19 protein-coding genes are annotated in these 16317 nt (G+C 42.4%); 5 read left to right on the plus strand and 14 right to left on the minus strand.

The genetic code is table 11. The annotated features are described in order from the left end of the window. Nucleotides 1-32 precede the first annotated feature (32 nt). The 6 genes from ACOFKR_RS16605 to thrA all read right to left on the minus strand — a co-directional run bounded on the left by ACOFKR_RS16605 (nt 33) and on the right by thrA (nt 6241). Nucleotides 33-638: an HAD family hydrolase gene (locus ACOFKR_RS16605; protein ID WP_419801917.1), complete on the minus strand. Its 606-nt coding sequence runs from the start codon at nt 636-638 to the stop codon at nt 33-35. 7 nt (nt 639-645) lie between these two features. Then, entirely contained in the window at nt 646-1068 is a 423-nt protein-coding gene (locus ACOFKR_RS16610; RefSeq protein WP_419801918.1) for a type II toxin-antitoxin system VapC family toxin, read from the minus strand. Continuing rightward, nucleotides 1058-1303 carry a DUF6364 family protein gene (locus ACOFKR_RS16615; RefSeq protein WP_419801919.1) on the minus strand — a complete coding sequence of 82 codons (246 nt, stop codon included), beginning with the start codon at nt 1301-1303 and terminating at the stop codon, nt 1058-1060. The genes ACOFKR_RS16610 and ACOFKR_RS16615 overlap by 11 nt, the downstream gene beginning before the upstream one ends. A 68-nt stretch (nt 1304-1371) precedes the next feature. Next, entirely contained in the window at nt 1372-2694 is a 1323-nt protein-coding gene (gene thrC / locus ACOFKR_RS16620) for a threonine synthase (protein WP_419801920.1), read from the minus strand. 63 nt (nt 2695-2757) lie between these two features. Further along, a complete protein-coding gene (locus tag ACOFKR_RS16625) occupies nt 2758-3693 on the minus strand; it encodes a homoserine kinase (protein WP_419801921.1) in 936 nt (311 codons plus the stop codon). Nucleotides 3694-3790: 97 nt separating this feature from the next. After that, the gene (gene thrA, locus ACOFKR_RS16630; RefSeq protein ID WP_419801922.1) at nt 3791-6241 is read right to left on the minus strand and encodes a bifunctional aspartate kinase/homoserine dehydrogenase I; all 2451 of its coding nucleotides are present in this window, start codon (nt 6239-6241) and stop codon (nt 3791-3793) included. 276 nt (nt 6242-6517) lie between these two features. Here thrA and ACOFKR_RS16635 point away from each other — a divergent pair, with 276 nt between their 5' ends. Genes ACOFKR_RS16635 through ACOFKR_RS16655 form a run of 5 tightly spaced genes read left to right on the plus strand, consistent with a single transcriptional unit; the run spans nt 6518 to nt 8895 of the window. Further along, entirely contained in the window at nt 6518-6793 is a 276-nt protein-coding gene (locus tag ACOFKR_RS16635) for a hypothetical protein (RefSeq protein ID WP_419801923.1), read from the plus strand. After that, a complete protein-coding gene (locus ACOFKR_RS16640) occupies nt 6780-7139 on the plus strand; it encodes a type II toxin-antitoxin system PemK/MazF family toxin (RefSeq protein WP_419801924.1) in 360 nt (119 codons plus the stop codon). Before ACOFKR_RS16635 ends, ACOFKR_RS16640 begins: the two co-directional genes overlap by 14 nt. After that, nucleotides 7140-8060: a ribosome small subunit-dependent GTPase A gene (gene rsgA / locus ACOFKR_RS16645; RefSeq protein ID WP_419801925.1), complete on the plus strand. Its 921-nt coding sequence runs from the start codon at nt 7140-7142 to the stop codon at nt 8058-8060. A gap of 45 nt (nt 8061-8105) precedes the next feature. Continuing rightward, entirely contained in the window at nt 8106-8564 is a 459-nt protein-coding gene (dtd, locus tag ACOFKR_RS16650) for a D-aminoacyl-tRNA deacylase (RefSeq protein ID WP_419801926.1), read from the plus strand. 4 nt (nt 8565-8568) lie between these two features. Next, nucleotides 8569-8895 carry a nucleotide pyrophosphohydrolase gene (locus tag ACOFKR_RS16655; RefSeq protein ID WP_419801927.1) on the plus strand — a complete coding sequence of 109 codons (327 nt, stop codon included), beginning with the start codon at nt 8569-8571 and terminating at the stop codon, nt 8893-8895. 19 nt (nt 8896-8914) lie between these two features. On the opposite strand, the gene ACOFKR_RS16660 is transcribed toward ACOFKR_RS16655, so the two are convergent. The 8 genes from ACOFKR_RS16660 to ACOFKR_RS16695 form a co-directional block, all read right to left on the minus strand. Beyond that, nucleotides 8915-9070, minus strand: coding sequence for a hypothetical protein (locus ACOFKR_RS16660; RefSeq protein WP_419801928.1), 156 nt, complete (start codon nt 9068-9070; stop codon nt 8915-8917). A gap of 21 nt (nt 9071-9091) precedes the next feature. Further along, nucleotides 9092-9817, minus strand: a complete 726-nt coding sequence (locus tag ACOFKR_RS16665) for a 2-phosphosulfolactate phosphatase (protein ID WP_419801929.1) — start codon at nt 9815-9817, stop codon at nt 9092-9094. A 56-nt stretch (nt 9818-9873) separates the two neighbouring features. Continuing rightward, nucleotides 9874-10953 carry a glycine cleavage system aminomethyltransferase GcvT gene (gene gcvT, locus ACOFKR_RS16670; protein ID WP_419801930.1) on the minus strand — a complete coding sequence of 360 codons (1080 nt, stop codon included), beginning with the start codon at nt 10951-10953 and terminating at the stop codon, nt 9874-9876. A 29-nt stretch (nt 10954-10982) separates the two neighbouring features. After that, nucleotides 10983-11600: a ribonuclease HII gene (locus ACOFKR_RS16675; protein WP_419803659.1), complete on the minus strand. Its 618-nt coding sequence runs from the start codon at nt 11598-11600 to the stop codon at nt 10983-10985. Nucleotides 11601-11699: 99 nt separating this feature from the next. After that, nucleotides 11700-12932 (minus strand): PP2C family protein-serine/threonine phosphatase, encoded by a 1233-nt coding sequence (locus ACOFKR_RS16680; protein WP_419801931.1) that lies wholly within the window; start codon nt 12930-12932, stop codon nt 11700-11702. 32 nt (nt 12933-12964) lie between these two features. Then, on the minus strand, nt 12965-14143 hold the full coding sequence (locus tag ACOFKR_RS16685; RefSeq protein ID WP_419801932.1) for an ABC transporter permease: 1179 nt from the start codon (nt 14141-14143) through the stop codon (nt 12965-12967). 66 nt (nt 14144-14209) lie between these two features. After that, entirely contained in the window at nt 14210-15340 is a 1131-nt protein-coding gene (locus tag ACOFKR_RS16690; RefSeq protein WP_419801933.1) for a glycosyltransferase, read from the minus strand. Next, complete coding sequence (locus ACOFKR_RS16695; RefSeq protein ID WP_419801934.1) at nt 15324-16295, minus strand: hypothetical protein; 972 nt, start codon at nt 16293-16295, stop codon at nt 15324-15326. The genes ACOFKR_RS16690 and ACOFKR_RS16695 overlap by 17 nt, the downstream gene beginning before the upstream one ends. Nucleotides 16296-16317: the final 22 nt, after the last annotated feature.

The raw sequence follows: 16317 nt of genomic DNA on the forward strand, positions 1-16317 counted from the left end.
ATCGATAAAAGAAGCATTGCAAGTTTTGGACTTTACAAAATATCCAAAGCTTGCAACTCTTTCTCCAATTTCTCCGCAGAAGTAAACCTGATTGATTCAATTCCTAATTTCCGTGCAGCTTCCACGTTTCTTAAATTATCGTCGATAAAAACAGCATTTTCCGGTTTAACCTGATAACGGTCAAACAAAATCTGAAAGAAAGCAGCTTCCGGTTTGCGGATGCCTTCATCGCCGGAAACCACTATGCCATCAAACCATTTTAAAAACTCAAATTGCCGTAAAGCAATCGGAAAAAGCTCTGACGACCAGTTAGTTAAAGCATAAATTTCATATTTTCCGCTTGCTTTCAGTTGTCGGAAAACCTCTACTGTTCCTTCAATCGGCCCGTTCAGCATTTCTTCCCAACGATCATAATAAGCTTCGATATCTTTTTTATGCTGAGGAAATTCTTCAATTAAAGCTTTCGTTCCGGCTTCCAAACTTCGGCCGGCATCTTGTTCTTCGTTCCAATTTAACGTGCAGATATTTTCCAGGAAATAATTTGCTTTTTCTTCGGAATCAAAAATCTTGTTATATAAAAGTTTAGGGTCCCAATTAATCAAAACATTTCCTAAATCGAAGATGATTGTATTGATCATGAAATAATTAATCGATAAAAGTTGTCAAAAATTCTTGTGGTGAATAAATGGGTAAAGTTGGAATGGCTTGCTTTTGAAAATGCTGATCGAAAGTAATTATATAATCCAAACGATGTTGTAACGCAGTATAATATTGTAGCGCATCTTCAATGTCGGTCATTGCAGAATTAACTGCTAATACAACAGTTTTATGATCACAATCTATCGTTTTAATATCTGCCAAAAGTTCCAATAACAACATCTTTGTTGTTTCTGTTCCGAGCGACTTTTTCACCCAATAAGAAGTTATATGGATGATAGAAGACGTTACAAAAAGCTTATGAGGACTATCGATCAATCCTTTTAAAAGTCTTTGAGATAACTGAAAATTATTTCGTTCTAATAAGAATTCGATTAAAATATTCGCGTCTAAAAGTATTTTAGAAGCCATATTTTGCAGCGTTATCTTCGTAATAAGCTTTTTTTAGATCCGGAATGGAATCAAATTTCTCTTTGATATCAAGATTTTTGACCATATCAAATATTTTAGATTTCTTTTTTGGTTTGGCCAACTGCTTAAAGTACTCCTCAACCAGTTCAGAAATACTCACTTGCTTTTCCGCAGCATAAGATTTAATTTCCGAAAGCAGGTTTTGTTCGATGGTAAGATTAACGCGACTTTTCATATTCAAATGTACGCATAAAATTATTTAATGCGCACAATAATAATGCTTCTTTTATCGATATAAAATCTTTAAACCGAAGTTCCTTGTTCTGCCAATAAATACGCCTTAAAAGAAGCATAGTTTGTTCCAAGTGAATCCGCTTTTTTTGGTTTGTCCATTAATTCCAAAACCTGTTCCGGGATTTCTATTTCCGCGGCAATTTCATCCGAAAAAACATCCGGGAATTTACAAGGATGCGCCGTTGCTAAAAAAACGCCCATATTTTCCTGATGCGGATGTTGCTTTTGCCAAACATTCAAGGCTAAATATGCAATGGCTGTGTGCGGACAAACTACATAATTATACATGCGGTAAACTTCCTGAATTGCAGCTGTAGTTTGCGCATCATTAAAACTAAAACCACTTACCAATTTGGTGATGGCCGTTTGATCTTCCCGGAACATGTCCATAATGCGCGCCCAATTGCTTGGGTTGCCTACATCCATCGCGTTGGAAATCGTTGCAACAGAAGGTTTGGGTTGATAAATTCCACCGTTTAAAAATGTTGGAACGGTATCGTTTGCGTTGGTTGCGGCGATGAATTGTTTTACTGGCAAACCCATTTTCCAGGCCAATAACCCGGCACCGATATTACCGAAGTTGCCGCTTGGGACAGCAAAAACAACATCTGTTTTACCAACCCTTTTCAGCTGTGCAACTGCATCAAAATAATAGAAAGTTTGCGGGATCAAGCGTGCGATGTTGATGGAATTGGCAGAAGTCAAACGGAATTTTTCATTCAATTCTACATCAACAAAAGCCTGTTTCACCAATGCCTGGCAGTCATCAAAAGTACCGTCAATTTCGATAGCGCGGATGTTTTGTCCGTTTGTAGTGAGCTGCAATTCCTGTATCAAACTTACTTTTCCTTTGGGGTACAAAATCGTAACCAATGTATTTGGCACGCCCAAAAAACCTAAGGCAACTGCGCCGCCGGTATCGCCGGAAGTAGCCACTAAAACATTCAGTTCTTTTTCGCCTTCGCGGAGGAAATAAGCCATGATGCGGCTCATAAAACGTGCGCCAAAATCCTTAAAGGCAAGCGACGGACCGTGGAAAAGTTCCAATACATATCTATTTTCGTCAAGCCGAACAGCAGGTGCCGGGAAATTGATCGCGTCGTTGATTATCGAACGTAAATCCTCCGAAGGAATAATGCCTTGCAGCAAATTATCCGCAACTCGAAAAGCAATTTCCAGCAGTTCAAACTGATGCAGGTTTTCCAAAAAATCATCCGGTAAACGAAGTATGTCCACCGGCATGTACAAGCCTTTATCCTGCGGCAAACTGTTAAAAACAGCATCTTTAAAAGACACTTCGGTGGTTTTATTATTGGTGGAGTAGAGTTTCATTTTTTTTAGTGTGGGGTGAGAGGTGCGGGGAGCAAGGAAAAGATCAATTCGCCAATAACTAAATCAATCTAAAATAACTGGTCCGTGATCATTAATCGGCGATACATAAGTTTTGCTGCTGATATTCAAACCAGCTAAATGTTTCGCTATTTTTTGGGTGATAAAAACAGCATCGGCCTCTGTTTTACAAAACGCAAAAACCGATGGCCCTGAGCCGGAAATACCAAAACTTACCGCGCCGCTTTCCATCGCCATTTTGCGCATTTTGTAAAAGTCAGGGATTAAAATAGAGCGCACAGGCTCAACTAAAATGTCTTTCATGCTGCGGCCAATCATATCAATATCTTTCAAAAACAAACCGCTTACCAAACCGGCAATATTGCCCCATTGTGTTACGGCATCTTTTAAAAATACCTTTTTCCGGATCATTTCCCGTGCATCACGCGTTGGCACATCAACTTCCGGGAAAATAATGGCGCAAAACAAGTTTTCGGGATGCGGCAAACGGATAATATCCAGTGGTTCATAACTTCTGATCAACACAAAACCGCCTAAAATCGCTGGCGCAACATTATCTGCATGGCCGTAACCGCAGGCTAATTCTTCTCCTTTCATAGCAAACGGAACAAGTTCCATTTGTGATAACGGCTTATCCAACAGTTCATTAACAGCAAATAAACCTGCAACCGTACTGGCCGAACTGGAACCTAAACCGCTGCCGATCGGCATTTTTTTATGGAGTTCGATTTCAATGCCTAAATCCGGCTGGCCGATATGATCGAGAAAATGTTTTACACTTGCGCTAACGGTATTTTTTGTGGCATCCAAAGGCAAGCGGCCATCATCACCGGTAATTTTTTTAATGCTGATACCTGGTTTTTCAACTTTGCGCATCACCACTTCATCGCCGGGCGCGTTTACGGCAAAACCCAAAACATCAAAACCGCAAACCACGTTGGCAACGGTTGCCGGGGCAAATATTTTAATTGAATTTTTCATTTTTGAAGAAGTCAGGAAGACCGAAAGTCGGAAAAGTCCGAAAGTTAAAAAAGAGCGGAAGACCAAAGATAAAAGACCGGAATTTAAGTTTAACTAATTAATGCGCGCCAGCATTTACCAGATCGGCAAACACACCGGCAGCTGTAACTTCGGCACCTGCGCCCGGGCCTTTTACCACCAGCGGACGGTCTTTATAGCGTTCTGTAGTGAAAGAAATCACGTTATCACTGCCCGAAAGCGAGTAAAAAGCATGGTTTTGATCAACTTGTTGCAGCGTGATCGAAACCTGTCCGTTTTCTAATTTCCCAATGTAACGCAGCACTTTGCCGTTGCTTTCGGATGCTGCTTTTATGGCATTAAAATAAGCGTCCTCCGCTTTTAAGGCTTCATAAAATTCGGCAACAGAACCAGCTTCCAATGCTGTTTTTGGCAGCATATTTTCCAGTTGTACATCGCTTGCTTCCAGCGGATAACCGGCATCACGTGCCAAAATCAGCATCTTCCGCATAAAATCCATTCCGCTCAAGTCATCACGCGGATCAGGTTCGGTATAGCCTTTTTCCTGCGCTGTTTTTACCACATCATGGAAACTGGCATCGCCTTTAAAATTATTAAAAATGAAGGAAATAGTGCCCGAAAGTATTGCTTCGATCTTCAAAATACGGTCGCCGGAAACCATTAAATCTTTTAATGTGCGGATAATCGGCAAACCGGCACCAACATTGGTTTCGTAATAAAAATCTACGCCATGGCTTCTGGCCGTTTCTTTAAATTTTTTATATTGCTGATAACTCCCCGAATTACCGATTTTGTTGCAGGTTACGATAGAAATGTTCGACTTAAAAACCTCTTCGTAAAAAGTAACCGGTTTTAAACTGGCCGTATTATCGATAAAAACAGCGTTCGGAAGATTCATTTCCCGCATCCGGTTTACAAAAAGCCCCAGTTCGGCGGTCTCGGTAGAAGTTTCCAGCGTTTCCTGCCAGTTGTTCAGCGATATTCCATCCGCATCAAAAACCATTTTTCGGGTATTGCTGATGCCTGCAACTTTTACTTGAATGCCGTTGTGTTCTTCCAGAAAATCGCGGTTGGCTTTTAACTGATTGAACAATGTTTTGCCGATGTTGCCCGTGCCCAGACAAAAAGCATGGAGCGTTTTATTTAGTTCGATAAAAAAAGCATCGTGCACAGCATTTAACGCTTTGCGGAGATCAGAACGCGAGATCACAACGGAAATATTGTACTCAGACGAACCTTGCGCAATCGCCCGGACGTTAACACCATTTCGCCCTAAAGCATGAAAAAGTTTGCCCGACATGCCCGGCGTTTGCTTCATGTTTTCACCCACAATCGCCAATATGGAAAGGTTTTGTTCGAAAACAGGCTTTTCTAATTTTTTGGCATGAAGCTCGAGGTCAAATTCCTGTTCGATCAAATGCTGTGCTTTTGAAGCATCTTCCGGCCGGATAGCGAAGGTAATGCTGTGTTCTGACGATGATTGCGTGATCAAAATTACGTTGATCTGTTCCCGCGCCAAAAGCGAAAACAACCTACCGCTAAAACCGGCTTTTCCTACCATTCCGCTGCCTTCCAGGTTGATGATGCTGATCTCGTTGATGGAAGAAATGCCTTTTATGCTGAGGTTGGACGGCCCACAATCGTGTTTGATGATCGTGCCGGGAAAGTCGGGCTGGAAGGTATTTTTGATTGAAATCGGGATTTTTTTCAGGAATGCCGGGATCATGGTTGGCGGATAAATCACTTTGGCGCCGAAATAAGAAAGTTCCATCGCTTCGGTGTAAGAAAGTTCGGGAAGCGGAAACGCTTTTTTGACCATCCGCGGATCGGCCGTCATCATGCCGTTTACATCCGTCCAAATCTGTATTTCTTCTACGTTCAAGGCAGAGCCAAAAATTGCGGCCGTATAATCGCTTCCACCGCGGCCCAAAGTTGTGACACGGCCGTTTTCGTTGCTGCCGATAAAACCGGTCACAAACAAAACCTGATGCTGTTTTTGCAGGTAAAAAACCTGGATCAACTGGTCGGTCAACTCGGTTTGTAAACGCGCTTGCCCGAAATTACTGTCCGTTTTTACCAATTCCGTGGCATCAACAAAACACGTTTCGCCTAAATGCTGTTCGGCAATTTTACTGATTAAAAAAGCGGAGCAGCGTTCGCCGTAACTCAAAACCAGGTCGCGCGTTTGTGCGGTCAGTTCTTTCAGGCTGAAAATACCTTGCAGCAAATCCTCCAGTTCGTTAAAAAAGATTTTCAACTTAGTAAAAACCGGATTCTGCCGTTGTACATCAAGCAAAGTTTTAATAATGGTGAAATGCCGTGTTTCCAGCTCAGACAAATAGAGCGCATAATCCTCGCCCAAAGAAGCCTTTTCGGCCATTTTAGAAAGCAAATTGGTAACGCCGCTCATGGCCGAAACCACCACGACCGGATTGCCCGAAACCACAGTTTCCTGCTTTACAATTTGCATCAGCGATTGGATACTTTCGGCAGAACCAACGGACGTGCCTCCGAATTTTAGGACTTTCATTTTTTTGAGTTAACAAAAAAGCCTTCCTCTTTGCGGAGGAAGGCTTTTTTGATTTTTATCTTTAAATTAAAACCAAGTTTAAACTTCCTCCGCTATTTTGCCGGTGGTAGTAATAATGGTAATAACGGATGTATTGTTGAACATTTATAGTCAATTTTGATGACGGCGTAAAGTAAATGCTTTGTTCCGGCATTTACAATAGAAAACTAAAATTTACCGGTAAAAGAAGTATATACCAAAAGTATATTTATTTTTGATAGATAAAAACAGTATCAGATGAAAAGTATCCTGTTAAAAATTGACGACAAGCTTTTGGAGGAAATGGATAAGCAAGTCAAAAAAATGAATGTGAGTAGAAACGGTTATATAAAAATGGCCATTGAACAATACAATAAAAGCTGGGCACGCAAAGATTTAGAAGAACAATTGCGCAGAGAAGTAGAGATTATTAAAAATGATAAAGCTGGCTGGGCAGAATTTAAAGAATGGGAAGAAGCATCTTTAGTTGATTTGAACAAGTATCTGGATAAAATTGAAAATGGAAACGCTTAAACGTTTTGATATCTGGATTGCTGATATGAACCCGCCATTAGGCTCCGAACCGGGCAAAATAAGGCCGGTTGTAATTGTTCAGTCAGACGTACTTCACCGTTTTAATTTTCCGGCAACTATAGTTTGTCCGATATCTTCTCAACAAAAAGGTGTGTCCAAAATTAGGATTTCTATAGAACGAACTGTTCTAAACGGGTTAAAACGAAACTCTTCAATCCTAATTGATCAGATCACGGCAATAGATTTAAGCCGTTTGCGCGAAAGGATCGGCTTTTTGGAAGCCGAATATCGACAACCACTTTGCGAAAGTTTATTTGAGATTTTGGACTTAGCCAATACAGATTAAATGCAAGGCCTCATCACCAAATCTACCGGCAGTTGGTATCAGGTGCAAACTGCTGATGGTCAACGCTTTGATTGCCGCATCAAAGGGAAATTCCGCATAAAAGGTTTAACAACAACCAATCCGCTGGCTGTTGGTGATGTGGTAGATTTTGAAATCGAGCCCGAGCAGCAAACCGGCGTGATCAATAAGCTGCACGAACGCAAAAACTACATCATCCGCAAATCCATCAACCTGAGCAAACAAGCGCAAATTATCGCTGCCAACCTGGATTTGGCCTTGCTGGTTGTCACGCTGGCATCTCCACGGACTTCATTGGGTTTTATAGACCGTTTTTTGGTTACTGCGGAGGCTTATGATATTCCGGCCGGGCTGATTTTTAATAAACTGGATTTGTTTAGTGAGGAAGGTTTGGAAATTTTGGCAGTTTATAAATCTGTTTATGAAAACATTGGTTATCGGTGTTTTGAGGTTTCGGCCCTTAAAAAAACAGGTATAAAAGAAGTATCCGAAGTTTTGAAGGATAAAACAACCCTCTTTTCCGGCCATTCCGGCGTTGGGAAATCTACTTTGTTGAACGCGATTTTGCCTGGAATGGAAACCCGGACCGGCGAAATTTCTGACTGGAGCGAAAAAGGCAAGCATACCACCACTTTTGCCGAAATGTTCGAGCTGCCGTTTGGCGGGTTTTTGATCGATACGCCGGGCATCCGCGAACTTGGTGTGATCGATATTGAAAAACAGGAACTCAGCCACTTTTTTCCGGAAATGCGCCAATTGCTCAATCAATGTCGTTTTCATAATTGCCGCCACATCAACGAGCCCGGCTGTGCCGTTTTAGCTGCGCTGGAAGAAGGCGAAATTGAAGCTTCGCGCTATGAGAGTTATTTGAGCATTTATCAGGGAAATGATACGCGGGCGTAAAAAAGTAGCAAATATTCAATAGCAAGTTAAAACTTACAAACCTAAATGAGGGCCGTGATCCAGCGCGTTAGCGAAGCTTCCTGTAAAATAAACGGTTTGGCAACGGGCGAAATTGCCGTTGGCTTTTTAGTTTTACTTGGGATTGAAGATGCCGATACGGAAGAAGATGCAAGCTGGCTGGCACAAAAAATCATCGGAATGCGGATTTTTAGTGATGAAAACGGCCTGATGAACAAAGCTTTGGCCGATGTGAACGGCAATATTTTGCTGATTTCACAGTTCACGCTTTTTGCGCAAACCAAGAAAGGCAACCGGCCTTCGTTCATCCGCGCGGCAAAACCCGAAAAAGCAATCCCGCTGTATGAGCTGATGATCAAAACGCTGGAAAACCTATCAGGCAAACCTATTTTCACAGGTGTTTTCGGTGCAGATATGAAAGTAAGTTTGATAAACGACGGACCGGTAACGATTATGATGGATACAAAAAACAAAGACAACCACTGATTTTATGACGATAAAAGAAGCACAACAATCCGTTGACGAATGGATAAAAACAACCGGCGTCCGCTATTTTAACGAACTCACCAACACGGCGATTTTGATGGAAGAAGTAGGCGAAGTTGCCCGCATCATGGCGCGAAAATACGGTGAGCAATCCTTTAAAAAATCCGACGAAAGCATAAACCTCCCCGATGAAATGGCCGATGTGTTATTTGTGCTGATCTGTCTGGCCAACCAAACCGGCATCGACCTGACCGAAGCTTTGGAAAAAAACATGGCTAAAAAGAGTATCCGCGATGCGGATCGGCATCGGAATAATGAGAAGTTGAGGTGAATTTATACAAAATCTTTTTCTACCTTTCAATTAAACTTTTTTCCTGGCCTAAGCCCTTTTTATATTCTTCCAAACTTTCCAATAACCGCTTTGCATTTGCTGAACTTTTCAATAAATACAGCGTTTCCATATGCGATTTTATAATTTTTTTCTTATCAGTAAGGGCTTTTTTCATCAATACAAATTCAAGTAATCATTACTCCTTCAACTTCACCAAATTCTCACCTTCCAAAACCGGAATTGCCGTCGTCAAATTAACCTGCAAACAAAACCTAATATCTTCCTCAATACCCAACTTTTTTAAACGTTCACTGTGTGCTGTTTTTTGCAGATACAAATTCAGATCGTTTTTTCCAAGTTGAAAAAGATCGTTTGCAGCAATTCCCGGATCATCTAATTGGTAATTGCTTGCTTTTAATTGATTTATAACCGCTCCGGCAAAAAGTGTATCTTCCAAATTGAAATTGTTTTTCCATCCGGCACAAACCAACAGAATATTTTCCTCTTGAAATTTCAGCCAGTTGCACAAAGAAGTCAGGTTTAAAAACGAACCGATCACCACTTTTTTGGCCTGGCGGGAAAGGTGCAAAGCGTGCGTGCCGTTAGTTGTGGTAAGCACAACGGTTTTTCCGGCAACTTTTTCTTTAGTGTAAGAGAACGGCGAATTTCCGAAATCAAAACCAACTACCACTTCGCCGTTACGTTCTGCGGCGAGCAAATATTCGGAGCCTTTTTCACGATATGCAGCGCATTCTTCTACCTGCGCAACCGGAATGATCGCTTCGGCTCCGTTTTCAATCCCGTAACAAATAGAAGAAGTGGCGCGGAAAATATCAATAATTACCGCGATGCTGTTTTCGATGTTGTAAAGCGGTAATAATGCTGGCGTTAAGCAGGTTTCGATTTTTAGTTTTTCGCTCATTAGAATTTATTCGGACACCAAAATTTAGGTGATAAAAGAAGCATCGGCTCAAAAAATTATTTGTAAAAAGGCGGCTTTACAACTTTCGCTTTCACTTTTTGCCCGCGGATTTTAATATAAATTTCGGTTCCATCTTTGGTAAAAGCATTTTCTACATAACCTAAACCAATGGCTTTTTGCAGCGATGGCGATTGCGTACCCGAAGTTACTTTGCCGATTATATTTCCTTCCGCATCCGTAATTTCGTAATCATGGCGCGGGATGCCGCGTTCAATCATTTCAAAACCGATCAGTTTTTTGCTGATGCCTTGCTCTTTTTGTTGCTTTAAAGCTTCAGAATTGACAAAATTTTTGCTGAATTTGGTAACCCAGCCCAAACCTGCCTCAAGCGGAGAAGTGGTATCGTCAATGTCGTTTCCGTACAAACAAAAACCCATTTCTAAACGCAACGTATCGCGCGCAGCGAGACCGATTGGCTTGATACCAAAAGGTTCTCCGGCTTTAAAAATGGCTTCCCAGATTTGATCTGAATGTTCGTTATCAAAATAAATCTCAAAACCACCGGCACCGGTATAACCTGTGGCAGAGATGATTACGTTGTTGATCCCGGCGAAAGTGCTTCTTTTAAAGGTATAATATTCCATCGAAGCCAGGTCAACATCGGTCAAGCTTTGCAGTGCTTCGGCCGCTTTAGGGCCTTGCACGGCCAGCAGCGAAGTACGATCGGAAATGTTTTTCATCTCCACGCCAAAATCATTAAAACCGGAAATCCAATCCCAGTCTTTGTCGATGTTGGAAGCATTTACCACCAGCATATAGGTTTTTTCGTCCATGCGGTACACCAGTAAATCATCTACAATACCGCCGTTTTCGTTGGGCAGACAGGAATATTGCACTTTGCCGTCGTACAATTTGGAAGCATCGTTTGATGATACTTTCTGGATCAGATCCAACGCTTTTTCGCCTTTCAAAATAAATTCGCCCATGTGGCTCACATCAAAAACGCCAACGGCTTTGCGCACGGTTTCGTGTTCTGCGTTGATGCCTGCGTAAGTGACCGGCATGTTGTAACCGGCAAAAGGCACCATTTTGGCACCGGTTTTTATATGGGTAGCGGTAAGGGCGGTATTTTTCATGTTGATTTTTGGTGGATAAAAGAAGTATGTTAAAGTTTTGGGGCGATGGTTTTGACCGCATCCGGGCGCGGGTTGCGCACGCGGAAGGTTTGGCGGTGATAAGGCGTCAATCCTTTTTCAATAATAACCGAACGGTGTTTGATAGTTGGATAACCTTTGTTTTTATGCCAGTGATATTCGGGATGTTCTTCCGCTATTTTTTTCATGTAATCATCGCGATAAGTTTTGGCCAGGACAGAAGCCGCTGCAATGCTGAAATATTTGCAATCGCCGCGAACAATGCAGGCATGTCCCAGCGAAGTATAAGGTTTGAAATAATTGCCGTCGATAATCAAAAATTCAGGGTGTAAAAGAAGCATGTCCACCGCGCGGTGCATGGCCAAAACGGATGCCTGCAGGATGTTGATCTGATCTATTTCGAGGTTATCAACCTGGGCAACGGCAAAACTGAGCGCGCATTTTTCTATCTCCAGCCGCAGCTGGTTACGTGTTTTTTCGCCAAGTTGCTTAGAATCATTCAGTTCCGGATGGTTAAAATCTTCGGGCAAGATCACGGCCGCGGCAAACACAGGGCCGGCCAGGCAACCGCGCCCAGCTTCATCACAGCCGGCTTCGAGCAAATTATTTTGGTAGCGCGACAGTAATATTTCTTTATTGTTCATCAGCCTAAATTTACTGCCCTAAAAACAGCATAGGCCGCAAAGGTAAAAACCGGGATGCTGTTTTTAGCAACAAAAAAACATGGATTATCTGCAACTGATGGTGAGGATGGTCACATCGTCAATTGGTTTGCCATCTACCATTCGGCCCACATGATCCAGGATTTTGTTGTTAAACTGATCTGGTTTTAGTTTGCCGTGGGCCTTCACGTATTCGCTTAGTCTGACTTCGTTCCAGTCCGGGCTTTCCTGGTCATACTCAATCAAACCATCGGTATAGTTAAAAATCATGAACGGCCCATGCAGATGCATTTCGCCGGTGTTGATAAACGGTAAATTATCAAGCACGCCAATAATGGTTGTGCCCTGTTTCAGCTCGGTAATTTTGCCATTATCATAAACAACCGAAGGGTTGTGGCCGGCATTAATGTAAGTGAGCATCCGGGTTTGCTGGTTAAATTTCCCCAGAAACATGGTAATAAATTTTTCGCCTTTGGTTGTTTTGATAATTATATCGTTCAGTTTTTCAATAATGGTGGTCAAATTATCTTCTACCGATGACCATGCGCGCAAACTGGCCTGCAAGGTAGCCATCAGCAAAGCGGCCGAAACACCTTTGCCAGAAACATCTGCAATGCACCACAAAAATTCGTTTTCGTTCAGGCGGATAAAATCGTAATAATCACCGCCAATATTTTGGTGCGGCAGATAACGGGCCGAAACATCAATGCCGATTTCGTTATAAATAGTTATCGGGATGAGCATTTGCTGCACATCACTGGCCAGCTCCATTTCCCGCTGAAACCGTTCGGCCTCGATACGTTTTTTAAACAGCTTTTTATTTTCCAGCGCAACCACAATTACGTTGGTAAGGGTTTGGATAAAGTTTAAATCATTGCCCATCATCTGCGGGGTGGTTTTAAAATCACCGATGAGGGCAAAAGCCAGCATTTTGTTTTTCTGGAAAACTGGGATAAAATAATCGTAGTTTTTAAGCACTTTGTTTTCGTGCTGATTAATGGAAACCGGCCCTTTAAACCGGCTCAAACCTTTGCTGCATTGCACTAAAACCCGGTGCTGCTCAAACTCGCCGCCGTAATAAGAAATACATTTGAATTTATTATCTACTTCGGTGATGAACCTAAACTTGCCTACGTTGAGGTAATCCTTCATAATCACTTCCAGCATATCAACCAACACCACAATAGATGCGTTTTTGTTGATTGCCTGCGTAATTTCCAGCAGGGCGTTAAGCTCTGCCTGCCTTTTTAGCAGCAGCCGGATCAGTTCGTCTTCGTCAGAATAGCTATAGTTCTGCATGAATTATAATTCTTCTCCTATCATTTCTCAGTTTAAATGCGTGTATCCTGTAATTTAATATCAAACGCATCCCTTAAGCCAATGGTTACCAAATTAAAGGCATAAACCATCAGCATAATGGCCAAACCAGGCAAAACAGCCAGGTATGCCGAGCCAATTACGATATATCCGTAGTGTTCTTTGATCATGGCACCCCAGGTTGGCGTGGGCGGCTGTGCGCCGTACCCTAAAAAACTTAAACCGGCTTCCAGCAAAATGGCCGAAGCAAAATTGGATGCCGCGAGCACCAAAATCGGACCACTTATGTTGGGCAGGATATGTTTTGCAATAATCCTGAAATTACCGTAACCCAAAGCCCGTGCCGCCTCAATAAATTCCACTTGTTTCAGGGCAATAACCTGTCCGCGCACCAAACGGCCAACTTCAACCCACATCGAAAGCCCAACGGCCACAAATATCTGCCACAAACCTTTGCCCAAAGCAAAAGAAATGGCAATCACCAGCAGCAAAGTTGGCAAAGCCCACAAAACATTCATCAGCCAGCTTAAAACAGCATCCGTTCTGCCTCCGTAATAACCGGCGGCCGCACCAACAGCAACGCCAACTAACAGGCTGATGAGCACCGCTAAAAAACCAACGGCCAGCGAAATGCGCGAACCGATGATTAACCGGCTTAACATGTCCCGGCCATAAATGTCTGTGCCGAGCCAAAAAGTTTTTCTGACCAATTGGTGATGAACGATTTCATCCCGCAGGGCCGCAACGGATGCTTCTTTTACCATTGTTTTTTTGGTTTTGGCAGATGCAATGCTGTTTTTATCACTTATTTTATAGATATTGAACGAAGTTTCGGCTGCAGTTTCTTCATCGCCGATATATTTACGAACATAAACAGAATCTTGATCGAAACGAAAAGAGGAAACCGGAATATCACGAAAAGCGGAAGGCTGGCCATAAAGCATTTTCTGCAAAAAACCGGTTGGGGCAGCAGCATTTTCTTTTTTTATGCGGAGGACGGTAAAAGTGCTGCCCGGCTTTTTGAGGCCAAACTGCACCAGCATATCGTTGGCTTGCGGCGTGGCATCGGGCGTGATCAAATAACCCAAAACCGAAAGTACCGTGGCCAGCACAATCAGGCATAAACCTGTTACGGCAAGTTTGTTCTGCACAAATTTTTGCCATCCGGAAGTTAATGAATTGATGCTTGTCAAGGTAGAATCAAACAGAAAATTTATGGTTTAAAGATAGCCTATTATTACGCAAACCGCTGTGCTAATTTAATGCACTTTGCGGCCTTTCCATTCGTAAGTTTTTTTATTGCCGATGATCCCAATATAAACCACATAAAAAACGTGCAGCAAAGAACCCAGCGGCAAAAGCAGCAGCAGTTTTTCCCGCTTAAAAAACCTGGCAACAATCAGTAAAAAAACACCTTCTGCCAAAATTTTCGCCAGCAATTGCAAAGCGGCAACTTCCAGGTAAAACAAATTAAAAATACCGACCACCAGATTCATCAGAATAGTGGCATTAAACAGCCAGAAACCAACGGCCAGCGCCACAATGGCCTTATCTTTATATTTTACGGATTTTGATGCCCAGCGGCGGCGCTGCTGCTTAAACTCTTCCCAGTTTGGCTTGGCGTAAGTGTAAACAATGGCTTCGCGCTGTTTTAAAAAACCGATTTTGCCGGGATATCTGGCCGAAATTTTTTGCAGCAGCAGCTCGTCATCACCGGAGGCCAGATCGTCAATCCCTTTAAAACCGCCAACTTCATTAAAAATGCTTTTTTTATAGGCCAAATTTGCGCCGTTGCAGGTAGATGCTTTTTTGTTGCCGATGGTGGCCGCGCCCAAGCCGATAAAAGCCGAAAACTCCAGCGTCTGCATCCGCTCAAACAGGTTTTTCTCTTCAAAAAAAGCAACCGGCGAAGATAACATCAGCACATCGGTTTCTTCAAAACGGGCAACAATGGATTGCAGCCAGTGCACGCCCATGCGGCAATCGGCATCGGTGGCCACCATCAAATCGCCGGATGAAAGTTTGATGGCTTCGCTGATGGCTTTCTTTTTGTACGAATTTAATTGCTGATCTTTTGGCTGCAATAATTTTACGCCCCGATCTGCATAACTTAAAATAATTTCGGCAGTGCGGTCGGTAGAGTGGTCATCGGCAATAATTACTTCAAAAAGTGCTTTTGGATATTGCTGTGCCAAAATATCTTCAATGGTTTGGCGGATGCCGACTTCTTCGTTTCGGGCAGCAATCAAAACCGTTACTTTGGTTTGAAATGCTGTTTTTATCACCCCAAAACTTGGCTCGATGCTAAGCCAGCCTTTAATTAAAAATATAAAAAGGAGCACATATAAAACCGTGAACAGGATTGCTGCCGAACTAAGTATTGTTGCCAAAGAAGTTGAGTTTGAGTACAAAAACCGACCCTAAAATAGCCGGAATAATCAGGTTTATCAGCCAGATGCACGAAACACAGGCCATGATGGCAACCGATTGCGTGGTGATGAAGCCAAAAAGATAGGTGGCGATAAAATTACGGACACCAACGTCCAGCAAATCCAGCGAAGGGATGGCGGATTGGATAAAAAACAGGTTAAAAACCATCAGCATTACCGCAACCAGTTTTAAATCAGGCAGTAAAACATGGATCAGGATGTAATATTGAGAAGAAAAAACAATAAACCTTGTCAAACTGATCAGCATAATTGAAACCAGTTGTGCAAAACTGTACCTGGCCATAATCCCAAAAAAACGATGGTATTTTTTGAGGAATTTGATTTTGTCCAGCAAAAAAACCAGCCAGCGTATGCGAAAATAAAACAACAAAAAAACAGTGATAAAAACAGCACCGAGCAGCGTAATGCCCAGTGTAAGCCAGTGATTTAAATGCTGGTAAGTGTACACAAAATACAGCAGCGAAAGTGTGCCCACCACATTGGTGACCGTATTTTGTCCGAACGCGCCAACCGCCATTGCAAAAATGCCGTGTATCCGTTTTCGGGGCGGCAAATACAAAATCCGGCCACCATATTCGCCAATGCGGTTTGGGGTGATGATGGCCATCGTTAACCCACAGAAAACACCTTCGATGGCTTTCCATAAACTCATTTTTTCGAGCAGTTTGGTCAGGTATTGCCATTTAACAGCTTCCAGCAGCCAGTTGATCAGCATCAAAACGGTTACCAAACCAATGGCCAGATAAACTTCTGCATTGCTTAATTTATGGATGCGGTTTATAAATTGTTGCAGATTTTGATTGTTGTTAAGGTGCCGGTAAACAAACCAAATTGTTAAAAAAACAATACCTGTTTTTACTAAATAAGTTAATGTTTTACGGGCAATGCGGGCCAAAGCGAATTTTTTTGCAATGTTA

The sequence above is a fragment of the Mucilaginibacter sp. genome (assembly GCF_965201005.1).
Lineage (GTDB): Bacteria > Bacteroidota > Bacteroidia > Sphingobacteriales > Sphingobacteriaceae > Mucilaginibacter_A.